Raw genomic sequence first — 22,738 nt, 5'->3', positions numbered from 1 at the left:
CCATCCGAATTATTATCCGTTTTAGCGCTGAACCGCCAGTATGGACGTACTCGTCATCGGCGGTACGGGACTCATCAGCACTGGAATCGTCCGACAGTTGGTCGCGGCGGGTCACGGCGTGACCGCGTACCATCGCGGGGAAACGACCACTCCACTTCCCGATTCGGTCGAACACGTCTACGGCGACCGGACCGATTACGACGTGTTCGAAACGCGGATGGCCGATATCGAAGTCGATTGCGTAATCGATATGGTGTGTTTCCGTCCCGCTGACGCCCGAAGCGCGATCCGAGCATTCGAGGGACGGATCGAACAGTTCGTCCTCTGTAGCACGGAGTCGGTTCATCGTCGACCGTTTCGATCGATGCCGGTCACCGAGGACGCGCCTCGACGACCACCGACTACCGAATACGGCGCGGACAAGGCCCGTTGCGAGGACCTGTTGGGAGAGGCGTACGAAGACGGTGCCTTCGAGGCGACGATACTTCGCCCGTGGCAGACCTACGGCGAAGGTGGTTCTCTCTTGCACACGTTCGGGGACGGCACCTATTATATCGATCGCATTCGCCGCGGAAAACCCATCGTCGTCCACGGTGACGGAAGCGGCGTCTGGGGCCCCTGCCATCGCGACGATGTCGCTCGAGCGTTCGTCAACGCCGTGGGGAACGAGCAAGCGTTCGGCGAAGCCTACCTCGTCACAAGCGACGACAACATGTCCTGGCGACGGTACCACCGGCGGATTGCGGACGCGCTCGATGCTCCCGACCCGGAACTGGTGACGATTCCGACCGAGGTGTTGCGGGCGGTTGCGCCGGACCGGACAGACCATCTCGAGGATTTCCTGCAGTATAGCGCGGTTTTCGACAATTCGAAGGCTCGGCGGGATCTCGACTTCGAGTACACGATCGACTGGGAGACGGGCGTCAGGCGCACGGTCGATTGGTTGGAGGAACGCGATCGAATTCGGGACAGCGACGAGGTCGAATTCGACGATCGACTCATCGCGCGCTGGCGGGACGCCCGGGACGACTTCGTCGCCTCGTTCGAGAAGGGTGGCTGAAGGAGTGTTCGGTCCCGGTAGGCGACTACTTGTCCGTCTCGAGCCGAAAAAACACAAGCTATATCGGACGCGGAATCGCGTCAGTATGCATGGAAATCACTCACATCGAACCGATCTCGCTCGGACACTCGCTGCCCGACGGTCGAGGCCTCGGCGACGCTCGCGGATTCGGACACACGCGAAAGACGTCCCTGCTCCGGCTGGAGACCGACACCGGCGTCGTGGGGTGGGGCGAAGCGTTCGCGCCCGGTCGGATCGTCGAGGCGACGCTCGAAGAACTGTTCGTCGACGACGTCCTCGGGATGGACCCATTCGCCGTGGAGTCGCTGGCGATCGACTCCTACACCGACCCGTACCACTTCGGCGGGGACGTGTTCGTCCAGAGCGTCGTCAGCGCGATCGACGTCGCCTGCTGGGACATCATCGGGAAGACGGTCGAACGCCCGATTCATCAGCTTCTCGGCGGCCGGAGCCGCGACTCGCTCGTTCCTTACGCGTCGACGATGTATTTCACGGAGGAGGATCGTTCGCTCGAGGCACCCATCGAGGAGGCCGTCGAGGAGGGGTTCGAGGCGGTAAAGATCAAGATAGGTGCGGATCCGGAAGACGACGCCGAACGGGTCCGTGTGGCTCGCGAGATTCTCGGCGAGGACGGTCGGGTGATGGTCGACATGAACGGGAACTATCGACCTCGGCAGGCGATCGAATCGGCAAATGCGATCGCCGACTACGATGTCGCATGGATCGAAGAGCCCGTCCCGCCGGAGAACACGAGCGGCTATCGGGAGGTAAAACGAGCGATCGACATCCCGATAGCGGCCGGCGAAGCCCACTACGGCCGGTTCGCGTTCAAAGAACTCATCAACGACCGAACGGTCGATGTCGTCCAGCCGAATCTCGGCCGCTGTGGCGGGCTCTCGGAGGCGCGATTGATCGCCGATATGGCGACGACCGAAAACGTCGCCGTTAGGCCACACGTCTGGAACGGAGCCGTCGGGTTAGCCGCCGCGGTGCAGTTCGCCGCGAGCGTCCCCGACTATCCCCACACCCGTAACGTTCCGGAGCCGATGCTCGTGGAGTTCGATCGGAGCGAGAACCCGCTTCGGGACGACCTCCTCGAGACGCCGTTCGACCCGTCGGGAGGCACCCTCGAGGTACCGCAGGAGCCGGGGCTCGGAATCGCGGTCGACGAGGACGCGCTCGAGCGGTACCGGCTAGACGAGTCGTGAGCCCCGAACGAACGGTTAGTCGATAGCAGTCGTTCGGTCTCCGAGGCGATAGCCGGCGTTCCGGCTCCGTGGTCTCGAGTCGTTCCAGGTAATCTGGACGGCAAAAATTGGAATTGTCGAGGACTGGTCGGGGACGAGACGGGGCCCCGATTGACAGGGTTCGACGTGTGCACACCAGAGGCGAATCTTTTTACCCGCCCTCTGTCATCGAACATCCAATGGAGACGATCCTTCAGCAGGGCCCGAAAGCTGGCCGACACTGGCCGGCCGAAGCCGAGACGTACGAAGATCCAATCACTGGGACGACCGTTCGACGGTTCACGAACTATCCGAACACCACGAACCGCCACCTCTACTTCACCGAGCCGGCGTTCTATGACGATGGCCGCCGGCTGCTGTTTCGCTCGGATCGTGACGGGTCTCGAGACCTCTATTCGGTCGATCTCGAGTCCGGTTTACTCACGCAGTTGACCGATCTCCCGCAGGAGATCGACGGAACGACGCGGTTCCCCGATCGAAATACCGCGCTGTTTTGGTGTGGCCGACGGCTGGTTTCGCTCGACCTCGAGACGCTCGAGATTGCCACTCATTACGAGCGGCCCGAGGGATACTACGGCGGACACCTCGGCGGGACGGCCGACGGGACCCGCGCCGTCGTCGCGCTGTCCGAGGCGCTCGACCTCGACGACGAACGAGATCCCGAAAACAGGGAGGTCTGGATGAACGCGCGGATGGAAGCGGGACCGCGTTCGAAGGTAATTTCGATGCCGATCGAGGACGGATCGGCCGAGCCCAGTGTTCACGTCGATACCGAGCGCTGGCTGACCCACGTCAATACGTCGCCGACGAATCCGGAGTTGATCACCTACTGTGAGGAAGGGCCATGGGAGGAGGCAGACAGGATCTGGGGGTTGAATCTCGAGACTGACGAGACCTGGCAGGTTCGGCCGACAGATGCGGACGAGGCTGTCGGCCATGAGCACTGGCTCGCCGACGGCGAACACGTCGGCTACCACGGCTGGCGCGGTTCCCGCGACGATCCCGACGCGTTCTTCGGACAGGTTCGATACGACGGCACCGATCGGCGCGAGTGGCCCGCGCCGGACATCTACACTCACTTTCACAGCATCACCCGCGATCTGATCGTCGGGGACGGCACTCACCGCGGCGTTCCGCATCTGCTTCTCTGGCGGTGGAACGCCGACGCCGATGGCTACGACGGGCCGTGGGCGCTCGCGACTCACGACTGGACGGGCGATGACGATGTCCACCCGCACGGTCGCCTGAGCCCCGACGGCTCGAGGATCGCGTTCGATAGTTCGCGTGGGGGAAACGAAAGCGATGTTTACGTCGTCGATGTCCCCGACGACCTCGAGGATCTACCGAGGCTCGAGGATCTCGAAGTCGTGTCCTGACCGCGAAGTCGCTCAAATCCGGTCGAAGAGATCCAACTCGAAGTACGTCAGGACGACGACGAGGAGCAACATGAGTAGACACAGCACGAACGTCATCGTCGCAGCGACGTACGACCCGGTACCGGGCTCGAGGTAGGGATACGAGAAGGCGAGCATAACTAAAAAGAAGACGTTGATTCCGAACACCACTTTGAGAACGGATCGAGTACGATTCATTGAGTAGACTATCCGAATCGACAGAGAAATAAGTTTGTTTCCAGCAACGTCTTTCTCGGCTGGAGATTCCTCGGTGTTGCAAAACGTCATCGGAACAAGTTGATAGGAAAATATATATGGGTCTATCATGAATGTGTGCTCGATGCCAACTGATAGCAATGGGTTGAGCAGTCCAATTAGCAGACGAACTGCCCTTAAGACGGGGATCGCAGGTGGGGTTGTCGCACTCGCGGGTTGTGCGACGAACGGCGACGGTCCGGTCGGTGATCCGGTCGAAGAGCGCGTCGAGCAGGAGTTTCGGGTCGCGAACCATCGCGGGGCCTACGAATTCGAGACGGCTCACTGGAGTCCGTACGATCCGAACAATTCGATGTCGGATTTCGATCCGCCGGGATTGTTGTACGATCCGTACGTCGTCTACCTTCACAGCGCAGATGAAACGCGAGGGGTGATCGCCGAGGACTGGCAGATGGACGGCGACGTTCTCGAGATGGAACTTCGCGACGACTACGAGTGGCACAACGGAGACCCCGTCGTCGCTCAGGACTACGCGACTCAGTGGAACCTCCACCTCGAACTCGGACGCATCTTATCCGATGACGAGGATCCGAACGCCTTCGTCGACGAGGCCGAAGCAGTCGACGATCACATGATTCGGTTCCACCTCCACGACGAGTTTGGCGAGCAGTTCATCATGGCGAACGCCCTCGGCAACGACCTCAACATCGTCAAAGCCGACCTGGGCGACGACCGGACGTACGCAGAGTGGCTTGAGGAACTACAAAACACCGACGGGGACGAGCAAGAACAGGTGGCGAACGATCTCCTCGAGTGGAATCAGGAGGAAGCGATCGGAAACGGCGTCTTCGAACTCGACGATATTGGCGATAACACCATGCACGCCACGCTGTACGAAGGGCATCCAAACGCGGAGAACGTCCTGTTCACCGATTACGTCTGGGAACAGTACGAGGACCAGCACATCGCCTTCCAGGAGGGGCAGGTGGATGGTATCACCGTGACGCTCCCTGCTCCCGCCGACATCGAACAACAGTTGGGTGACTATCACAAAATCAACGGGGATTACCTGCACTACCACTCCGTCCTGTTCAATTTCGGGGATTACGATATTCCCGCCTCGGCGGCGGATGATGGTGCGTACGATCCCTACACCGACGATCGGAACTTCCGGAAAGCCATCGCGTACGCCGTCGACCGTAGTTCGGTCGCACAAACCGCACCGGGTGATTCGTACGAACCGATCGACCTCCCGCCATGCTGGCTCACCGAGGAGGCCGCCAACGATGGGATCGTCGACCTCGACGGCTACGATCATTACGAAACCGATCTCGACGCGGCACACGACCATATGGAGGCCGCCGGCTACGAGTACGACGAGGGAGACGAACTCTGGTACGATGAGGACGGTGAGACCGTCGAAATCATCCTCATGGCGAACACCGGGTCGGGGATTCAGCGGAACGGATTGAACGCCATCAATTACGAACTCGAGGAGTTCGGGCTCGATCCCGAACTCAACATCGTCGACGAGGCAACCTACGGGAATCGACGCCTGAACGGCGAGTACGACATCCTGTTGGACGACGGTGGCGGCTTCTCGGTTCGAGGGATCATGTGGATCGATGCCGTCTGGAACTGGTATTCGGAACTGATGCACGTCGACTGGTACAACGACTCGTTCGAGGTTCCGATGCCCATCGGCGATCCGAGCGGTTCGGACGGAACCGAAGACATCGTCCTCGGCGACGAACTCGGCGAGTGGCACCGGACGGGTGACGACGACGTTCACCTTCAGCGGTTGACCTGGATGTACAACCAGGTGTTACCGCAGTTCGAAGTCGTCGCCGGACTCGACCACGGTGGCATTCGAGCGGACCACTGGCACGTGGAGGGTCCGGACTCGATCATCGACAACCGCGTCGCGGAGTACAACCTGTTGAAGTTAGAAGACGCGGATCTCATTCCGTACGAGCAATAGATCGACGGTACCGAGCCGCCGGATAGACATTTTTAAATCCGATGATACAGAATACCACTCATATCCACAATGGACTGGAGAATTAGGCGATTAGGGCAGTCTGTCTTCACGGTTTGGGCCGTGATGACGCTGACGTTCGTCCTCACGCGTTTTATGCCCGGGAATCCGATCGACTACTTTCTGGTCGAAGTCGGGCCGGACCTGGACGATCCCGCGCAAGCGTACGAAATGGCTGAACTGTACATGAACATCAACCCGGAAGATCCCCTGTACATCGAGTACTACGATTATATGACGGCGTTCATGCAGGGTGACCTCGGTCGGTCGATGAGCATGAACATGCCGGTCGAGGAGGTGTTGGCTATCGCCATCCCGTGGACGCTATTCGTCATGAGCTGGGCGGTCTTCCTCGGATTTACCGCCGGAATCGCGATCGGTGCGGTTATGGCCTACTGGGAAGGCGGCAAGTTCGATACGGCGCTTACGGGCTATGCGACGATCATCACCTCGATCCCGTTTTACGTCCTCGCACTGGTGCTGTTGACGATCTTTGCCTATCGTCTTAACTGGTTCCCGACCGGCGGAAGGCAACCGGAGGGCGTCGAACCTGGGTTCAACTTCCTCTATCTCACGGGGATCGTCCACCACGCGATGCTCCCCGTCTTCTCGATGTTCGTTACCTCCGGGATGGCCGCACTAACCATGCGTGGAAACAGCATCCGCGTCCTCGGTTCCGATTATCTACGGGTCGCGCGGCTACGGGGCCTTTCGGACCCGACCATCGCGATCCACTACGTCGCTCGGAACGCCATCCTTCCGATGTACACGGGCCTCATGATTGCGATAGGGAGCATGTTCGGCGGTGCCGTCGTGCTCGAGGAAATCTTCGTCTATCGGGGCATGGGCTGGTACCTGATCGAGGCGGTTCGAGCTCGGGATTACCCGCTAATGATGGGGGCCTTTACTGTCATCACGATCGCGGTCGTGATCGCGTTACTGATCGCAGATCTCACGTACGGAAAAATCGATCCGCGCGCAGGGGGTGAGAACCGTGAAGCGTTCTGAGGATACCAATCAATTCGACGGACGCACTTCGGACGGGTTGGATAGCGGCGGTGATTTGGAGACGAAACCCGACAGCGTCGAAGACATTCTCCGAAGTGATGGCGGAACCGTGGATTCGCCATTCGAGCGGACGGCGACGGTGGAGGAAACGAGACGGGATCGAATCGACCGAAAGCTGAAGGATTACCTGTGGACGCCGTGGTCGATCATGCGAAACGATTGGCGCGCGATCGTCGGCGTTTCGATCCTCGTAGTGTACTTATTGATAGGAACCGTCGGCGTGTACTTGATCGACCCGACACATCCGACCCACGGTGAGTCCCTCGTCGGGCCGTTCGAAGATTGGAGCCACCCGCTCGGAACCGACCAGTCCGGCCAGGATATCCTGTCGATGACTGTCTACTCGACGGTCCCCATCCTGCAGATGATGGGTGCGGGTGCGCTGTTTACCATCGTCCTCGGGACGGGCTTCGGTCTCGTTTCGGGATACAAGGGCGGAATGGTGGACACGGTCCTGAGCTCTATTACAGACGTGTTCATCAATATCCCGGGTCTCCCGCTGGTGATCGTACTGTCGGTCCTGCTCGAGCCCGAGCATCCGGCGCTCGTCGGGGTCCTGCTAGCTGCGGCCGCGTGGGCGGGGCTCGCGCGGGCGATTCGATCGCAGGTACTTACCCTCCGAGGCGAGGCGTTCGTCGAAGCCTCGAGAGCGATGGATGTCCCAACGATCTCTCTCCTTCGCAAGGAAATCCTGCCACACCTCATGCCGTACATCGTGGTGAACCTCGTCAACGCGGCCAGGCGGATCATCTTCGCAGCTGTTGCGTTGTACTTCCTTGGCATCCTTCCGTACTCGGACGCGAACTGGGGCGTGATGCTCGAGAGCGCGTACCGGGCCGGTGCCGTGTATCGCCCAGACGCGATTCACTGGCTCCTCGTCCCGATGATCGCTATCTCGGGGATCTCGATCGGGCTCGTTTTGCTCGGTCAGTCCCTCGACCGAGTGTTCAACCCTCGTGCGAGAGCGCGACACGAGCGAAGCGACGACGGCAAGGGATCGGAGCCGGAGTCGGAACCGAACACAACTAACGTTACGCAGATGTGAGCTACGTTATGAACGAGCAATATCACGACACTGACCACGATCGAACCGACGATCAACCGGCCGTTCGAAACGAGGTGTACAGATGACGATATCAGAATCAGATGCGAGTCTGGTCGACTCGACCGGAACCGACACCATCGTGGAACTTCGGGACACGTCCGTCAGCTTCGGTATGGATCGGGGCGAGTCGCGCGTCCTCAACGAGGTCAACATCGATATCGAACGCAACGAGATTCTCGGTGTAATCGGCGAGAGTGGGTCGGGGAAATCGATGTTCGCCTCGGCCTTGCTCGATGCGGTTCCCGCTCCCGGTACGACGACCGGTGACGTCATTTATCACCCTGAAGACGGCGATCCGGTAGACGTTACCGGGCTCTCGAAGTCGGAACTCAAACAGTTCCGCTGGGAGGAGATTTCGATGGTCTTTCAGGGCGCGATGAGTTCGTTCAACCCTGTTCGGTCCGTTCGAACGCACTTCGTCGAGACACTAAGCGCACACGACTACGACGTCGATGCCGGCATCGAACGGGCTAAAGACCTCCTCGAGGATCTGTACCTCGAGCCCGAGCGGATGCTCGAGTCCTATCCCCACGAGCTAAGCGGCGGGATGAAACAGCGTGTGTTGATCGCGTTGAGCCTCGTCCTTGAGCCCGAAATGCTCGTGATGGACGAACCCACGGCCGCGCTCGATCTGTTGATGCAACAATCGATCATCTCGTTGCTCAACGAGATCCAGGAAAAACACGATCTTACGATCGTGTTTATCACGCACGACCTGCCGCTGGTGGCGGATCTCTCCGATCGGCTAGCCGTCCTGTACGCCTTTGAGTTTGCCGAGATTGGGCCTGCCGACGAGATCTTAGAGCGCCCCGCTCATCCCTACACGCGGGCCTTGCTCAACGCCACGCCGAACCTGTCGGCCCCGCTCGAGCAGATGCGCCCGATAGAAGGGGAGAGTCCGGATCCGGTCAATATTCCACCCGGCTGTTCGTATCATCCTCGCTGTCCGCTGGCTGACGAGCAGTGCAAGTCAATCGATCCCGGTCCGTACGACGCCGGAGACTCCCGGAATCACGACGTCTACTGCCATCACTGGGAGCAGTCGATCGACGACCTCGAGAGGGCGTTTACGGAGTCGAATTCCGATGATTCGCCCGCGACGCGGAACGCTTCTCACTCGGACGATGCGGAGCCGCTCGTGTCGCTCGAGGACGTCGAGGTTCAGTTCGGATCCGAGAACGACGGCTGGCTCGATTTCGGCGAGTCCGACGTAGTAACAGCCGTTGACGGGATTTCGTTCGACATCTACGAGAACGACGTGGTCGTTCTGGTGGGCGAAAGCGGCTGTGGGAAAACCACGCTCGGAAAGACCGCGGTCGGCCTCCAGCGACCGACGGACGGGACAATCGAGTACAAAGACCGAGACATCTGGAAGGGAAGTTCCGGCAGTAGCACGCTCGAGGACGAAGAAATTCGCCGGGCGCTCCAGATCGTTCACCAGGATCCCGGCAGTTCGTTGAACTCGCATCAGCGGGTTCGATCGATCCTCTCGACCCCGCTCAACCGATGGCATCCCGACCTTGACGGCAATGACAGACGCGAACGGATCCTGGCAATGTTAGAGTACGTCGGGATCAGTCCGCCCGAGGATTACATCGAACGGTATCCACACCAGCTCTCGGGCGGCGAAAAACAGCGGGTCGCGCTCATCAGGGCGATGTTGGTCAACCCCGACCTCATCCTCGCCGACGAGGCGGTGTCTGCCTTAGACGTATCCCTCCGGGTGAGCATTATGGACCTGATGATCGAACTGCAAGACGCGTTCGACACGTCGTTCCTGTCGGTCTCGCACGACCTCTCGAACGCCCGGTATCTCGCGGAGAAGACCGGCGGCCGAATCGGAGTCATGTACCTTGGGGAACTCGTCGAGATCGGGTCGGCCGAACAGATCATTCAGAATCCCCAGCATCCGTACACGCAGGCGTTGCGCTGGGCGACGCCCGAACTCGAGCAGGACGACGACCCTGACGAGAACCCGATCCGAACGATCGACGTCCCCGACCAGAAGAACATGCCGTCGGGCTGTCGATATCACACGCGCTGTCCCGACGCCAGAGAAACCTGTCGAACCCAGAAACCGGAACTGGTCGATCTCAGTAACGAGGATGGAGTACAACGGACCGCTTGCTTCCGCGTTGACGACGATCACGAGTACTGGGATAGCGAACCGATTACGGACGATGCAGTCGACGGGGACGAGGACGACGATCACGTGAACGTCTCCGGCTAGTCGACAGTGATCTGGTAGGGTCGTCGCTTTGCCCAATTGTGCCTCATCCCGCCGCCATCACGAACCGACGATCGGACTGCGGAGCGGTTTCGTTCGTCCGTTCTCCTTCCGTCACAGTATCCTCTTCGCCCCAGTCTGGTCGATAGTATTATTTCGCTCTATTTGCTCTGTACAACTGCGAATATGGGACAACGAGACTATCTCACGCGACGACAGGTGAGTTCGCTTATCGGCACAGGACTCGCAATCGGCGTCGCCGGTTGTACGGATGACGACGGAGACGATTCGGCGGATGGGAACGAAACGGAACCCGGTGTGAACGACGACTCCGACGGGGGCGAGGATGTCGAGGAAGGGAGCCTCGTCGTGTTTCTCGAGGACGAAGACGGCGAATCGGTGTCTGAGGGGGTTGCCGTCGAGATCGACGCCCAAAACGAAAATCACCGGTACATCGTTGACGAAGGGATCGAGGACGGCGTCGCCGAACCCGAATTCATCGAGGCCGGTTCGTACACGGTTGTCGCCGAAGGTGAGGCGTACGAATCCGCGGAGGCGGACGTGACGCTCGAGGACGGTGAGGCTGAAGAGATTACCCTCGAACTCGAAGCGTCCTCCTGAGAACTGAGCCGATCGCACCGCGCTGTACTGGTCTGGAACGGGTACCGGCGGTGGTATCCTGCTTTTGCCGTCCGTCCGATAATCGCCCTCGAGTGCGAGCCAACTGCGGGACAGATTACGGCTGGGTTAGCGCGACTCGAGAACGGCTGCGGTCTCGAGGTCGTAGTCCTCGAAGTACTCGCGCTCGCGGTCGATCAACTCGGCGAACAGTTCCTGGGCCGCTTCTCGAGAAAGCGTGACGAGCGGTTCGTTCAGAAACGCCTCGAACGCGAGGTCGAGATCGCCGGCGAAGCCGGCTTCGACGAGCGTTTCCTGATTGTGGATCGCGGTCGTGACCATGTTCCGAACCGCTCGAGGGAGCGTTCCGGCGGTGATCGTTTTGATGCCGCCGCCGGTGACGAGGACGTTCGTCTCGACGATCGCCCCGTCGGGGAGATCCGGCGTCTGGCCGACGTTCGGGTAGTTGAGGTTGGTTTTCATGGAGTCCAATCCCTGCAGGGCGCGGATGATGTCGACGGCTTCCTCACCGGACTGCTTGAACTCGAACTCGTCGGCGTCGGAGAGATATCGCTCCATCTTCGCCGGCCCCTCCTCGCTTTCGCCCACGCGGGCTGAACTCGGCGTTAGCCGAATCCCCCACCGGTGGATTTCCTCGGGGTCGTCAATCGAGAGGTACCACGGAACGAACTCCACGAGGTGGCGGTCGCCCGCGGCACCGAGGAGCCCGAATTTGTCGTAGAGATCGAACGCGACCTGGTGGTGATTGATCCAGTAATCTGCCCCCTCGAAATCGCTGGGATCGAATCCGGGGAGGGGCTTTCGCTCCTCGAGTTCCGCATCGAGGTACTGGTAGATGTCATGTCCGTACCAGGAGGCCTCGTCGATCCACGTGAAGTGGTTGACGCCCTTGACGTTCACGTCGATTTCGCTCCCGGAGACGTTCTCGGCTTCGTCGACGTATTTCTCGGCGATTTCGGCCAGCATCTCCTGGATGTGAAACACCTCGTGACAGAGGCCGATGGCGTTGATCTCGGGGTACTCTTCATAGAGCGCCCGCGTACAGACGGTCATCGGATTCGTGTAGTTGAGCACCCACGCGTCGGGACACTGCTTGCGTACCGTGGCGGCGATTTCGCGATATTGTGGAATCGCGCGAAGGGCTCGAACCGCGCCGCCGGGACCGCAGGTGTCGGCGACGGTCTGATAGCAGCCGTACTCCTGTGGGACGTCGATATCGTGAACGAAGGTCTCCTCCGGAGGATCCTGAATCGAACAGATAACGAAGTCGGCTCCCTCGAGGGCGTTCTCAAGGCTCTCGTGTGCCTCGAACGTCCAGTCGCTGACGACGTCCTCGCGAGTCGCCAGTTCGTTGCCGAGTTTCGCGTTTTGTTCGGCCGGTTCGTAATTGACGTCGTACAGGGCAACATTCCCCGAGACGTCCGAACACTGGAGCAGGTCGTTGATGAGGGTGTGTGCCCATCCTCGACTACCGCCGCCGATGTAGCCGATCGTAACGTCTGAGACGCTCTCCGGGAACGATGTGCCCGTGGCACTGAGCTGGTGCATACTACCGTGAGGGGTTGAGACGCCCAAAAGTGTTCCCGTTCAGAGAGGCGTTCGTCGTCTCCCTTTCACGGGTGATAATAGCGATCATGGTATCGCAGTAGGTGTCCATACCAACCCGCTCAGAGATCCGAAAAGGAGAAGACTGGTTTGCAGGTTTCGGAGGCGAGGAAGGCGTCGAAGGCGGCGGCGGGTTCGTCGACGCTGAACGACCGGTCGATGATCCGTTCGGCATCTATCTCGCCGCTCGAGAGCAATCGGATGGCCTGTTCGAAGTTCCGCCAGGTCGAGCCGTAGGACGTGTTCAGGTCAATCTCGCCGCGGACGACCGGCGTCATGAACAGTTCGCTCGGGGCACCGGGGAGGCCGACGACGACGACCTGTCCGCCCTTTCGGACGTGCTCGACCGCCATTTCGACGCCGCTTTGGTGACCCGTCGTATCGAAAACGACATCGAATCCGATGCCGTCGGTCTTCTCGTCCACGAGTTCTGAGAAATCGGTTCGTTCGACGTTGACGGTGTCCATGCCGAGCTGTTCGGCCAGTGGGAGACGATACGCCGTGTCCTTACCCAGCCCTGAGACGAGGACGTTCGCGCCCATCGAATCGGCGACGGTCGCAACCAGTATCCCGATCGGACCGGGTCCTTCGACGAGGACCGTATCGCCCGGTGTCACGTTCGACCGGTCGAACACGGCTCGCGTGGCGATGCTGAGTGGTTCGGTAACGCTCGCCTGACCGAGCGCCATGTCGTCGGGTATCCTGTGTAGGTCTCGAGGATTTACCGTCGTGTATTCGGCGTACGCACCGTCGTTGTGCATCCCCGTAATCTCGAAATTCTGGCAAACGTTCGGTTGTCCGTTCTTGCACTGAAAGCACGACCCGCAGTCGTGGATCGGCTCCTCGACGACCGAATCCCCCACCGAAAACTCGGTTACGTTGTCGCCGATATCGACGACCTCCCCTGAGTACTCGTGGCCCATAATTCGTGGGAGCGGAATCCATTTGTAGCCTTCTTCGTACGTATACGCGTGGGCATCGCTGCCGCATAGGCCGGCCGAATGGACGCGGACGAGTACTTCGCCGTCGTCGGGAACAGCTTTCTCGCGCTCTCGAATTTCGATAGATCTAGGACCGGTATGGACTATAGCCTTCATCATGAAGCTCCCTCGCTCTGTCATTGAGCTACTGATAGTTGTGTGGGTTGCCCACATATAACTTTAGGTGAGGGAACCGCTCGGAGACAATTCTCGAAAGTCTGTTTTGTCGAACTTTCATGATCTATAAGCATTCATCCGGTCAGGTCGGATGTCATTTTCTCTGTTAATCGTCGCTCGTCACCGACTCGTTTTCGTTAAAGAGGGGGTAGCGTGGGGATAGCGGCCGGAATTTCCAAAATTGTGGTCACTGCCCTGCGAGATTACATAGGTACTTGTGTAATGCGAGTGTCGGTCACTCCGCTCACAGCGGATGTTTATTTATCACGAACGAGAGACGGTAACGCTTCAAGAACAGATTCGGCCGGCTTCGAGCGTCTCGTGCGATGTTCTCACAACTACTGTAATAGCACGCGAAGTGGCCCGTCCGGAGACGGCGGACGGACTCTCCGACGTGGCTCCGTCGTCGATTAGCGTTCGAGTGGCCTCCTATACCGCGGGCCGAGTCAACAGTGCGCTATTCATAATACCGGTTTCACATCGGTGTAGAACACCGGATTCGACGTCTCCTTCCTCGCCGTCGGCCTCGAGGGTCGCGCGGGTCGGCTCGATGGATTAGGTGTCGGGCGTTCACGGGATGATTTCGGCCGCGATTTACCCGCCCAGGGATGTGTCGGCGTATAGCGGTAGTTGTCTCGGCAGACACTCATTCGTGCCGGCAACTCTCGTTGGGTAACCCGGCACGTATTACTGAGTCGCCGAAAAAAACCACGCAGATGACGCTGACCCGGCCGACCGATCTCCGAACCGAATTCGTCTCGGATCCCCCCGGCATCGACGAGCGCGAGCCCGACCTCTGCTGGCGGGTCGACACGGACCGACGCGGTGCACACCAGACCGCTTACCGCGTACTCGTCGCCTCGAGTCGGGAACGACTGGCCGACGACGAGGGAGATATTTGGGACACTGGCAAGCAGAAGAGCTCGCAACCTTCGATACCTTACGACGGACTGACGCTCGAGTCCGGCACGGACTACCACTGGAAGGTGCGCATCTGGGACGGCGACGACGAAAGTCCCTGGAGCGATCCGGCGATGTGGGGAATGGGGTTGCTCGAGTCGGATGATTGGGACGCAAACTGGATCCGCCGTCCCTCCGAGATCGATATCGATGGTGCAACCGACTTCGAACGCGGACAGTTCACCTACGCCCGCCGCGAGTTCGCCCTCCCCGACGACGCTTCCGTCGAACGAGCCCGCGCCTCCGTGGCCGCCTCCCACCAGTACGAGCTCTCGGTCAACGGCGAGCGGGTGGACCGCGGCCAGTCGTTTTCCTATCCTGATCACCACTACTACAAGACGATCGATCTGGCCGACGCGCTCGAGACCGGCGAGAACGCTATCGGCGCGCTCTTTACGTGGCACGGAGAGGGTCAGGGGCGTCCAACGGGCGAGCCCGGCTTTCTCTGCCAGCTCGAGATCGAACTCGCCGACGGGAGCGAACGCACGATAGTCACCGACGAAGCGTGGCGACTTCGCGAAGCTGAATGGGACGAGGACGCCCCGGTACGGAACGAAGAAGTCGGTGAGGCGGTCGAACTCATCGACGGCCGCGACGCGCCCTCGGACTGGGCCGGACCGGGGTTCGACGACGAGACGTGGAAGCCGGCCGGTGTCATCGGCCGGCACCCGACCGAGCCCTGGGAGCGACTCATCGCCCAGAATCGCGAGGTCGTCGGCTCGCAGGTCGAACCGGTGACCGTAACCAGGGTCGACGACGAGACCTACGTCGCCGACTTCGGTCGGATCTACGCCGGGATCCCAGAGATCACGTTCAAGGGCGGAACTGCAGGCCACCGCGTCGACGTGCGGGCGGGATATCGCCTCCGAGGTGACAGAATGGTGGACGAACAGGAGGGGACCCAGTGGACCGACATGCACTATGCGTACGTCCAGCGCGACGGCGATTGCACGTTCCGTCCGTTTAATTACCTCGGCGTTCGGTACCTGCAGATCGACGCGCCGGGCGAGGAACTCGATCCCGAACAGGTGTCGCTTCGGGCGCTTCACAACGAGGTACCTGACGAGCACGCGGCGACCTTCGAATCGTCCAACGAAACCGTCGACGATGTTTTCGAACTCGCGCGCCACTCAACGCTCTACGGGTGTCAAGAGCAGTTCATCGATACACCGACGCGAGAGAAAGGACAGTTCCTCGTGGACGCGCTGAATATCTCTGCGGTGTCGACGCGCGCGTTCGGAGAGCGTGCGCTAACCCGCCAGGCGATTCGGGAATTCGTTCGCTCGCACTACCGCTACTGGGTGGCCGAGGGGCGGATAAACGCCGTTTATCCCAACGGCGACGGCAAGCGCGACATTCCCGACTTCACCGAAGCCTTCCCCGAGTGGGTCTGGCAGTACTATCGGATGTCTGGCGACCGGTCGATCCTCGAGGCCGCTTACCCCGTCGTGCGAGCGATCACCGAGTACATCGCCGACCACGTCGACGCGGAAACCGGTCTCGTGATGAACCTCTCGGGCGGCGAGGGAGGTCCCTACGAGGAGGGGATCGTCGACTGGCCCCCCGAGATGCGCTACGGTTACGATCGGGACTGGCCCGCCCGAACGACGATCAACATTCTCGGTGCCAACGCTTTCGCCAAAGCCGCGGCCATCGCCGAGGAACTCGAGTGTCCCGGCGGAGAACTCGAGCGCTATCGTGAACGGCGGGCGGCCCTCGAGTCCGCCGTTCAAGAACACCTCTTCGACGGGGAATTGTACGTCGACGGCTGTGGAGCCTCCGGAAGGAGCGAGAGTCGGTCCCAGCACGCCAACGCCCTCGCACTCGCGTTTGGACTCGTCCCCGACGAGGCGATCGACAGGGTTGCCGACCACGTCGCGGAAATGGGTATGCAAATGGGACCGATGATGGTCCCCTGGCTCTGTGAAGCGCTCGAGGCCGCGGATCGAACCGACGCGCTGGTCGACCTGTTGACGAACCCCGACGACGACGGCTGGGCGAACATCCTCGAACAGGGTGGGACGTTCACCTGGGAAACCTGGCATTGTCGCGATCCCGACCTCCCGACGAGCGAGCGGCGAAACCGGAGCGAGTCCCACGCGATGGGCGGGCCGGTTCTGGTGAGCATCCAGCGCGCCTTACTCGGCGTTCGACTCGCAGAGCGCGAGGGAAGTCACCTCGAGATTCGTCCGCCGGCGTCGGGCCTCGAGGCCGCGTCCGGACGGGTCCCGACCGAACGGGGAACGGTGGACGTCTCTTGGAGTCGAGAAGGGGAGACGTTTGACCTCGAAGTGACGGTGCCCTGGAATGCGACTGCCTCAGTGGTTCTTCCCGTCGACGCTGACGCCGTGCGAGTCAACGGAACGGTGCTTTCGACCACCGACAGTTCGTCATCGAAACCGGACCCGTCTTCGGGACCGGCTCTCGAGGGTGTCACCGCGACTCGACTCGGCGAAGCGGTTTCGATCGACGTCGAATCCGGTCGGTACCGGTTCGAACTCGAGTAATCCGTGATCGAGTCGAAGCGCCCGACGAGTGGTCGATCAGCGATACGCGACAAAGCGGTTGGCGCGGAAGGGTTAACTGATTCGCTCGAGAGTCTTCTGTATGAACCCGTTCGCCGATAATCCGTTAACGTCACGAACTGACGTTCAACGAGCCGTTCGACAGTTGACCGAACCACTCGAGACACACCGCAGTCCGGGCTCCGCCCGCGTGAAACCCGGGCCGGCGAGCGCCTGGTTTCCCGAGACGGCGGCGGAATTGGAAGGGTTCGCCCGTCCGCTGTGGGGACTCGTGCCACTCGCCGCCGGCGGCGGCGACTTCGACGGCTGGCCGCGGATCCGCGAAGGGATCAAACACGGTACCGACCCTGACCATCCGGAGTATTGGGGACCTGCGGGTGACAACTCCCAGAAACACGTCGAGCCCGCCGCCATCGGATTCGGGCTTGCACTCGTCCCCGAAATCCTCTGGGATCCCCTCGAGGCTGAAACAAAAGACCGCCTCGCGGCGTACCTCCGACAGGTGGACGACGCCTCGCTCTATGACTGTAACTGGCTGTTCTTCCGAGAGCTGGTTCACCTCGGGCTCGAGCGCGTCGGGGTGGAGTACGACCGCGAACTGTCCCGGGAGACGCTCGACAAACTCGAGTCGTTCGCGATCGAAGACGGCTGGTACGCGGACGGATCGCCCGAGGAAAACGCGGTGGATTACTACGTTCCCTGGGCGATGCACACGTACGGACTCATCTACGCGACGGTCGCCGAGGAAATCGACCCCGACCGAGCCGATCGCTTCCGCGAGCGAGCCGCCGAGTTCGCGCCGCAGTTCAGACACTGGTTCCGTCGGGACGGTGCCGCGCTTCCCTACGGTCGAAGTTTGACCTACCGTTTCGCACAGGCGGCGTTCTGGGGTGCGCTCGCGTTCGCAGACGTTAAAGCGCTCCCGTGGGGTGAGATCAAGGGGTTGTGGCTCCGAAACCTTCGGTGGTGGGCTACCCAGCCAATCTTCACCGACGGCGGCGTGCTCTCGGTCGGCTATCGGTACCCGACGTTGAAAGTGAGCGAGCCGTACAACTCGGCCAGTTCGCCCTACTGGGCGCTCAAAGTATTTCTCCCGCTCGCGCTCGAGTCGGATCACCCTTTCTGGCAGGCGGAGCCGAAGCCGCTTTCGGAGTTACCCGAGCAGGTGGTCCAATCCGAACCGAAGCTGGTCGTTTGTCGGGATCAGACAGCCGATCATCACTACGCACTCGCCGCAGGGCAGTCGACGCCCTATCTCGAGAAATACACCAAATTCGCGTACTCGAACGCGTTCGGCTTCGGCGTCAGAAGCCGTCGTGCGGGCCTCGAGGGAGCAGGTCACGACAGCGCGCTCGCGTTGAGTGAAGACGGCAGGAACTATCGAATCCGACTCGCAGTCGACGAAACTGCCGTCCGGGACGGAACGCTTTACTCCCGATGGACTCCCTGGGACGACGTCTGCGTCGAAACGTGGCTCGCTCCCGCCACCCCGTGGCACGTCCGCGTCCACCGGCTTGAGACGGACCGATCGGTCCACAGCGCCGAGGGCGGCTTTGCGTTGCCTCGGGGCGATGACGGTCGATCGGAGCCCAACGGACGCCAAACGAGCGGCGGGAGCGCGCGGTGTCGGTCGCCGGGGGGAACGAGCGGCATTCGTGATCTCTTCGAGCGACGCGAGGGCAAAACCACGGGGCAGGATCCGAACACGAACGTCTGTCACCCGCGAACGGTCGTGCCGACGCTCGTCGGAGAGCACGAGCCGGGAACTCACTGGCTAGTTGGTGCAGTCACGGCGGCTCGCGCCGACGGTGACGACCGATGGAATCGGGCACCGCAACTCGCGTCCGCCGACCCGCTCGTCGTGACTGATGTCGACGGCGAGGAACTGATTCGGTGTGAACGCGAATAGCGAGCACTATTGTTGAACACGAATAGTGAACGTTTCCGCCTAGACGGCACAGACCGTCACAGCCGTCGAGTCTGTAACTGGTTTGGACGCGGTCAAATGAATCGACACTGTGGGAGACGATGGTCTTCGCCCCTACCAGTATCGCTCCCACTGCTCGGTCGCCCGAACCAACCCTTCGACGTAGAAGTAATCGCCCCAGAGACAACACTCGTCGAAGTCGTCGTCGGTCCGATGGTACGAACCCTCCATTAGAAGCCCGTTCGAGCTGTCGGGATCCGTGGTGTAGTTCTCGGCGAGCGACTCGAGCGTCTCGAGGGCGGCGGTGCGATACTGGCGTGTTCGATCGTCAGCGCTCGGGAGGATTCTCGAGAGTTCGTCGAGGCCGCACGCGGCGACTGCGGCGGCGGAAGAGTCACGTACTCCGTCGTCGGCCGGGGCGTCGAAATCCCACCGCGGAACGTGATCCGCTTCGACGCGCTCGAGGTAGTAGTTGGCCAGTTTCGACGCGAGTTCGGCGTAGGCAGACTCGCCCGTGTACGTCGCCGCGATCGCGTACCCGTAGAGCTGCCACGCCTGGCCGCGCGCCCAGCAGGAGTCATCGGCGTATCCCTGGTGGGTTTCCACGCCGAGTGGCGCTCCCGACTCGATATCGGATTTGAACGTGTGAGCGGTCGAGGCGTCATCCCTGACGATGTGTCGCACGTTCGTTCGGGCGTGGGCGTCGGCTATCGTCGCGTACCGTCGCTCGTCGGTCGTCTCGCTGGCCCAGAACAGCAGCGGGAGGTTCATCATGGTGTCGGCGATCATCCGGCCCTGCACCCACTCGTCGGATGCCGACGCGTCGAGCGGTCCCCACGCCTGGATCAATCCCAGGTCATCCCAGTATCGATCTGTCAGCAACTCCGCGGCGGCGACCGCGAGTTCCCGGTACTCGAACTGGCCGGTCAGTCGGTAGCCGGCGACCGCCGAGAGCGTGTAGAGAAACCCCAAGTCGTGTGTCTCCATGTCGCCGTCCTCGAGCCGTCGATCGAACGTCTCGAGTTGCGTTTGTGCCGCATTTCGATACTGCTCGTCTCCAGTCACCTCATAGGCGAGCCAACACTGCCCGGTCCAGAATCCGCTGGTCCACCCCTTCGAGTTATCCGTCGACGGATAGACGAGGTCGTCGCTCGAGGCCGTCGGGAACCGATCGTGAAACGTCACCAGATTGGAATCGATCCCGTCGAGCGCGTCAATCAACGCCCCACGGAATGCTGATTCGGGGGCCGATCGACACCCGTCGTACCGACTCGGGACGCCCGGATCGGAAACGTCAGCTATGGGTGCCGAGGAATTTCGCGTCATACGATAGATCACACGACTATTTTTAATAAACGTATCGACGGTTACAACCGCTCTCGAGTGTGATCGTCGACGGCGGACACGAGAATTATCTGTCTCGCGGTTCGAATTCGCGAACGGTCACCATCGTTTCCGGGGGATGTTCGTCGCTCGTCCGTAGGTCGACAGTTCAACGAGTCGGCTCGGTCCGGCGGCGAATCGCCGCCGGTGCCAAACGAGTGCTGATAGTCCGAGAACGACGTCGATCGTTTCTCAGTCTCGAGAACTGCGTCGTGAATACCGGATTGCTAGGTGAGAAATCACACCGATCAGGATGAGACCGATTCCCCAGACGCCGATAATTGCCGGCCACACGCCTGTGTTGACGATGGCCGCGACGACGGTCACTACCAACCCGATCAGGGCGACCTGTAACGAACGCGACCCGCGAAGCGGTTCGGCGAGTCCCAGGCCGAACGAAGATGTGGGGCTGGTCGAGTTGGACTGGTTCGAACGCTGCTCGTCAGTGGCATCGACGGACATGTTTCGATATCATTCCGAACGATGTTATCTGTTTCGGGAGATTGATCGATTTCTACGGAGCAAACCCGTCGTGATACTGTCGACCCACTGTCTGATGACTCACTCGCGATTCCCTTCTAAAAAGCTCGCAATTGACTTCTTCACCCGTCGGTAACTATCTCTTTAGATAGACACTCTCGTGGGCGTTTCATGATGAGTTTCTGCCATCGGTGGATCTAAGTAATATTGGATATTTAGAACAATATAATATGGGTGAATCTCTTCGAATATCGATGATCCATATTGGTTCGGCTCAACCGATAACTGGTTATAGAATCCTCTAGCGGATACTCTTGGCATTTATATCCACGAGTTCCCCGGTGGCTTCTGTATCCAAAATTTAAAAATTGGTGAAGAGAGACCCTTTTGGTATATTTCATTCGAAAATCGAGAATGTATGACTTTTTCTCTCCAACTACTGGGTATTGTATGATTGACCCGAGGGCTTTTATAATGTGGCAGAATTGTACATCCCATTCCACTACTAAAGTGGCTCGTAAGTAATATATAATGACTCATACATAAAACCGAAAAACCAAACTACTTCAGTACAGCTCAAAACTCACTCGAGAACGGCTTCGAGTGCATCCATTACATGATCTACTTTCTCGCCGTCGGCATTGTATCCCATGTGCCCAATCCGAAGGATATCGTCGGCCAGTTCTCCAAGTCCGGTTGCCAAAACGACATTCTCTTCTTCTGCGATTCGTCGCTGTACTCGTTTGGCTTCTCCCGGCAGACGAAACGCCGTCACGGTCGGCGACTGCAGTTCGGGGTCGGAGTAGCACTCGAGGCCCAGTTCGGAACCGCGTTCGCGACATCGCGTCGCTGCGTTCTCGTGACGAGCGAAGACGTTCTCGAGTCCTTCTTCGAGGAGCAAGTCGAGCGCTGTCTCGAGCGCGGCGACGTTCGCGCTGAGGTGGGTGTAGGGAAACCCATCGGAGACGTCCCGCCACGGAAGAAAATTGGTATATAGCGAGGCCGGCTCTCGCTCTTCCATCCTATCCCAGGCTCGATCGCTGATCGCCGCAGTCGTCAGCCCCGGCGGCGCGCTGAAACACTTCTGGGAGGCCCCGAGACAGACGTCGATTCGATCGGTTGGAACAGGCGTCCCGCCGAGCGACGAGACGGCGTCGACGACGCTGAGGACGTCGTACTCCTCGAGGAGGTCCAGAACGGGCCCCAAATCGTTGAGCGCACCCGTCGGCGTTTCGCAGTGAACCAGTGTCGCGAGCGAAAACGGATCGTCAGCGGCCGCTGCCGACTCGAGCGTCGCTTCGATGGCATCGATATCGTACCCCTCGTTGTACGACCCGGAAACGAGCGTCGCGTCACCGTCGGAAGCGTCGACGAAATCCGCAAACCCGTCGCCGTAGAGGCCATTAGAAATACAGAGGACGCGGTCGCCGGGCGAAACCAGCGAGGAGATTGCCGTCTCGAGCCCGAGGATTCCCTCACCGCCGAGGACGACGATATCGTGGGTCGTTCCGTATATTTCCGCCAGTTTCGTACATGTTTCGTCGTAGCGGGTTGCGAACGCGGCTTCGATATCCGGGTTCGGTTGCTCGGATGCCATCGCCTCCCGTACTGCCGGCGGCACCGTCGTCGGTCCGGGTGTGAATTGCATGTCTATCCGTGCGACCTCCAGTCATTAGCCGCTTGCGG

General features: G+C 60.3%; 16 protein-coding genes. 10 read left to right on the top strand and 6 right to left on the bottom strand.

Features of this window, described 5'->3' with window-relative positions; genetic code table 11:
• The first annotated feature begins 40 nt into the window (after positions 1-40).
• From QNM96_RS14470 to QNM96_RS14460, 3 genes are all read left to right on the top strand, one after another.
• On the top strand, positions 41-1,060 hold the full coding sequence (locus QNM96_RS14470; protein WP_283837210.1) for an NAD-dependent epimerase/dehydratase family protein: 1,020 nt from the start codon (positions 41-43) through the stop codon (positions 1,058-1,060).
• Between the two features lie 89 nt (positions 1,061-1,149).
• Complete coding sequence (locus QNM96_RS14465; RefSeq protein ID WP_283837209.1) at positions 1,150-2,289, top strand: mandelate racemase/muconate lactonizing enzyme family protein; 1,140 nt, start codon at positions 1,150-1,152, stop codon at positions 2,287-2,289.
• 218 nt (positions 2,290-2,507) lie between these two features.
• Entirely contained in the window at positions 2,508-3,704 is a 1,197-nt protein-coding gene (locus tag QNM96_RS14460) for an oligogalacturonate lyase family protein (RefSeq protein ID WP_283837208.1), read from the top strand.
• A gap of 12 nt (positions 3,705-3,716) precedes the next feature.
• On the opposite strand, the gene QNM96_RS14455 is transcribed toward QNM96_RS14460, so the two are convergent.
• A complete protein-coding gene (locus QNM96_RS14455) occupies positions 3,717-3,920 on the bottom strand; it encodes a hypothetical protein (RefSeq protein ID WP_283837207.1) in 204 nt (67 codons plus the stop codon).
• Between the two features lie 142 nt (positions 3,921-4,062).
• Here QNM96_RS14455 and QNM96_RS14450 point away from each other — a divergent pair, with 142 nt between their 5' ends.
• The 5 genes from QNM96_RS14450 (at position 4,063) to QNM96_RS14430 (ending at position 10,997) form a co-directional block, all read left to right on the top strand.
• Positions 4,063-5,919, top strand: a complete 1,857-nt coding sequence (locus QNM96_RS14450; protein ID WP_283837206.1) for an ABC transporter substrate-binding protein — start codon at positions 4,063-4,065, stop codon at positions 5,917-5,919.
• 69 nt (positions 5,920-5,988) lie between these two features.
• Entirely contained in the window at positions 5,989-6,984 is a 996-nt protein-coding gene (locus QNM96_RS14445) for an ABC transporter permease (RefSeq protein ID WP_283837205.1), read from the top strand.
• A complete protein-coding gene (locus QNM96_RS14440; RefSeq protein WP_283837204.1) occupies positions 6,971-8,089 on the top strand; it encodes an ABC transporter permease in 1,119 nt (372 codons plus the stop codon). Before QNM96_RS14445 ends, QNM96_RS14440 begins: the two co-directional genes overlap by 14 nt.
• A gap of 82 nt (positions 8,090-8,171) precedes the next feature.
• On the top strand, positions 8,172-10,379 hold the full coding sequence (locus QNM96_RS14435) for an ABC transporter ATP-binding protein (RefSeq protein ID WP_283837203.1): 2,208 nt from the start codon (positions 8,172-8,174) through the stop codon (positions 10,377-10,379).
• Between the two features lie 183 nt (positions 10,380-10,562).
• On the top strand, positions 10,563-10,997 hold the full coding sequence (locus tag QNM96_RS14430) for a PEGA domain-containing protein (RefSeq protein WP_283837201.1): 435 nt from the start codon (positions 10,563-10,565) through the stop codon (positions 10,995-10,997).
• A 126-nt stretch (positions 10,998-11,123) separates the two neighbouring features.
• Here QNM96_RS14430 and QNM96_RS14425 read toward each other — a convergent pair whose 3' ends face one another.
• Both QNM96_RS14425 and QNM96_RS14420 read right to left on the bottom strand, forming a co-directional pair.
• Positions 11,124-12,563: a glycoside hydrolase family 4 gene (locus tag QNM96_RS14425; protein ID WP_283837199.1), complete on the bottom strand. Its 1,440-nt coding sequence runs from the start codon at positions 12,561-12,563 to the stop codon at positions 11,124-11,126.
• 119 nt (positions 12,564-12,682) lie between these two features.
• Positions 12,683-13,717 (bottom strand): alcohol dehydrogenase catalytic domain-containing protein, encoded by a 1,035-nt coding sequence (locus QNM96_RS14420; protein ID WP_283837284.1) that lies wholly within the window; start codon positions 13,715-13,717, stop codon positions 12,683-12,685.
• Between the two features lie 776 nt (positions 13,718-14,493).
• Here QNM96_RS14420 and QNM96_RS14415 point away from each other — a divergent pair.
• Positions 14,494-17,244 carry a family 78 glycoside hydrolase catalytic domain gene (locus QNM96_RS14415; RefSeq protein ID WP_283837198.1) on the top strand — a complete coding sequence of 917 codons (2,751 nt, stop codon included), beginning with the start codon at positions 14,494-14,496 and terminating at the stop codon, positions 17,242-17,244.
• A 100-nt stretch (positions 17,245-17,344) separates the two neighbouring features.
• On the top strand, positions 17,345-19,171 hold the full coding sequence (locus QNM96_RS14410; protein ID WP_283837197.1) for a DUF2264 domain-containing protein: 1,827 nt from the start codon (positions 17,345-17,347) through the stop codon (positions 19,169-19,171).
• 132 nt (positions 19,172-19,303) lie between these two features.
• Here QNM96_RS14410 and QNM96_RS14405 read toward each other — a convergent pair whose 3' ends face one another.
• The 3 genes from QNM96_RS14405 to QNM96_RS14395 all read right to left on the bottom strand — a co-directional run bounded on the left by QNM96_RS14405 (position 19,304) and on the right by QNM96_RS14395 (position 22,700).
• Complete coding sequence (locus QNM96_RS14405; protein ID WP_283837196.1) at positions 19,304-20,515, bottom strand: glycoside hydrolase family 88 protein; 1,212 nt, start codon at positions 20,513-20,515, stop codon at positions 19,304-19,306.
• Between the two features lie 249 nt (positions 20,516-20,764).
• On the bottom strand, positions 20,765-21,034 hold the full coding sequence (locus QNM96_RS14400) for a hypothetical protein (RefSeq protein WP_283837195.1): 270 nt from the start codon (positions 21,032-21,034) through the stop codon (positions 20,765-20,767).
• A gap of 601 nt (positions 21,035-21,635) precedes the next feature.
• Positions 21,636-22,700: an alanine--glyoxylate aminotransferase family protein gene (locus QNM96_RS14395; protein WP_283837194.1), complete on the bottom strand. Its 1,065-nt coding sequence runs from the start codon at positions 22,698-22,700 to the stop codon at positions 21,636-21,638.
• Between the last annotated feature and the right edge of the window lie 38 nt (positions 22,701-22,738).

Origin of the sequence: Halostagnicola sp. A-GB9-2, from assembly GCF_030068615.1 — an archaeon.
Taxonomy (GTDB): Archaea; Halobacteriota; Halobacteria; order Halobacteriales; family Natrialbaceae; genus Halostagnicola.
This window is presented reverse-complemented; position numbering and strand designations above follow the sequence as displayed.